This window comes from Oribacterium sp., from assembly GCF_057249185.1.
Genome location: NZ_DBHIGR010000233.1, coordinates 1 through 2522, shown reverse-complemented (window position 1 = coordinate 2522; position 2522 = coordinate 1). Strand labels below are relative to the sequence as shown.

2 protein-coding genes are annotated in these 2522 nt (G+C 42.3%); both read right to left on the bottom strand.

Annotated elements, in window-relative coordinates; all coding sequences use genetic code 11:
- Positions 1–124: 124 nt before the first annotated feature.
- On the bottom strand, positions 125–1102 hold the full coding sequence (gene dprA / locus ACO4PX_RS09850) for a DNA-processing protein DprA (RefSeq protein WP_314965529.1): 978 nt from the start codon (positions 1100–1102) through the stop codon (positions 125–127).
- Positions 1103–1175: 73 nt separating this feature from the next.
- The coding region (locus ACO4PX_RS09845) for a YifB family Mg chelatase-like AAA ATPase (protein WP_485572515.1) at positions 1176–2522 on the bottom strand (1347 nt) is incomplete at its 5' end.

Below are 2522 nucleotides of genomic sequence, written 5' to 3'. Positions count from 1 at the left end.
ACTTTTATAAGAAAAGTGCAAGAAATAAAAAGAGATTTACTTCCTAAGAAATTTTTCATCTACTTGGAAAGTATATCGAATTAATACTATAAATTATTCTATTTTTTAAAGAAAAATAAGTTTTCTAAAAGAAGTATCCGCTTCTGTTTTTTCTTCTATAATATGCAGCTTGCAAACACTCGCAGTAGCCTTCCACTTCCAACTCAATAAGATAACGATGCATAAGGTAAAGGGGCAGCTTTACTTCCTCCTGCAGCTTTTGAAAATGTTTGCTTTCAAAACCTAAGGCATGATAAATCTCCTGCTTTTCCTTAGGAAAATTTTTGATTTCATTATCCCTGTCTTCTTCTTTTTCCGCTTCCAAAGAAAAGTAAGATAAGATATCTCCGGCGGAGGTACATACCGCAGCACCGTCTCGGATAAGTCTGTTACATCCCTGAGAAAGGCGGTCAACGATTCTTCCCGGAACCGCAAAGACCTGTTTTCCCTGCTCCAAAGCACGATCTACGGTGATGAAGGTACCGGATTTTTCCTTTGCCTCCACCACCAGGAGCACATCGGAGAGCCCTGAAATCAGGCGGTTTCTTTCCACAAAATGATGGGGCAACGGAGGCGAATGCAAAGAATATTCGCTAAGAATTCCTCCCTGCTTTTCTATGCTTTCATAAAGTCGAAAGTTACAGCTTGGGTAGCAAATATCCACCCCGCAGCCTAAAACCGCATAGGTTCTGCCCTTCCCTTCCAAAGCGCCTTCATGGGCCGCTGAATCAATACCGTAGGCCATACCGCTGACAATTCCAATTCCCTTTTTTGCCAAGGTTTTGGCAATGGATCTGGCAATATCCTTTCCATATTCCGTGCCGTCTCTTGCCCCTATAATCCCCACGGTACGCTCTTCCTCTTTCGGTAGCACGCCTTTTAGATAAAGGCAGTCGGGACTATTTGGAATTTCTTTTAATCTTTTCGGGAAATCCTGCTGAAAGGGTAACAGTTCTTTTACCCCCTGTGCTAGGCTACTTTCTTTAGGACTTTTCTCTCCCATGCTTTTCTTTTCTATATTTTTCTTTTCTATATTTTTCTTTTCTATGTTTTTCTCTTTCATGTTTTTTTCTTCCATACTCTTCTTTTCCAAGCTTTTCTTTTCTACACTTTTCTCTCTCCGATTCAGGCTTTTTCTATAAAGCAAACAGCTCTTCCTCCAGTCCCCTATAGGAAACTGCCTCCGCCAGATGATTGATCGTAATGTCCTCCTCTTCCTCTAAATCCGCAATGGTTCGAGCAAGCTTTAAGATTTTATGATAGGTTCTCATAGACAAATTTTTAAGCTGGAAGATACTTTCCATATATTCCCTTTCTTCACTTCCTAAAAGACAGTATTTATTCACCTCATTTACATGCATATCCCCATTCCACCGTAGTGTTTCCTCTGAGGAGAATCGGCTTTCCTGCATTTTCCTTGCTTTTTCCACCTGTTCTCTTAAGCACTTCGTAGAAATCCCTTTTTCCTTTGTAAACGCTTCCTCCAAGGAGATTGCCGGTAAGGATACGCATAAATCCATTCTTTCCAAAATCGGTTTGGATATCCCTCTTTGATAGGCACGGATTTGCCCAGGTGTACAATGGCAGCGATTTCTATCCGGAAAATATCCGCAGGGGCAGGGGTTCATCGCCGCTACAAAAAGACAATCCACCGGATAGGAAAAAAATTGTTGAAGACGATGCAAAGTAACTCGTTTTTCCTCCATTGGCCCCCGTAAGGCTTCAATGCTTTCCTTCTTAAATAAAGGCAGTTCATCTAAAAAGAGGACTCCCTTCCCTGCAAGAGCCAGTTCTCCGGGAATCAGTCTTCCGGAGGACATTCCTCCAAGAAGAGTATTTTGACTGACAGCAGAATGTGGGGCTCTAAAGGGGCGTTTTTCAATTAATCCTTCTTTGGAAGGAAGGCAGGACGCAATAGAATAGATTTTCGTTAAATCCAATTTTTCCTGTTTACTCATCTTCGGTAAAATTCCGGGAATTCTTTTGGCAATCATCGTCTTCCCGGTTCCTGCAGGGCCGGAAAATAGGAGAGCATGGTGCCCTGCCGCCGCAATCAGAGCAGCTCTAACGCCATAGCTTTGCCCTAAAACGTCCTGAAAATCCAAATTTTGCTCTTCTTCATTTCCATTCCCATAGCCAGCAATACTTTTTCCGGAATCTTGAAAAAAGACGGATTTCTTATTTTCCTGAAAAGACTCTTCCGATTCCTTTTTCCCTCCTAAAGAAGGCTGCCTACGCTTTGCTTCTTCCCCTCTTTTTCCGTAGGAGATTTTGCACAGTTCCAAAATCTCTGTAATATGAGAACAGGCAATCACCTCCAGCTTTTCACTGTTTCTTGCCTCCGGCTCATTGTCTTTCGGAACAAATACGCCCTTTAGCCCTGCTTCTTCCAAAGCCAATACCATAGGAAGAACGCCCGGAACGTGTTGGATTTCTCCGTCTAATCCCAGCTCTCCCAAAAAACCATAGTTTTCATAAAGAAA

Excerpts from the sequence above, each read along its gene's own strand:
- dprA (WP_314965529.1), bottom strand. The coding sequence starts at position 1,102 with ATGAAAGAGAAAAACATAGAAAAGAAAAATATAGAAAAGAAAAATATA.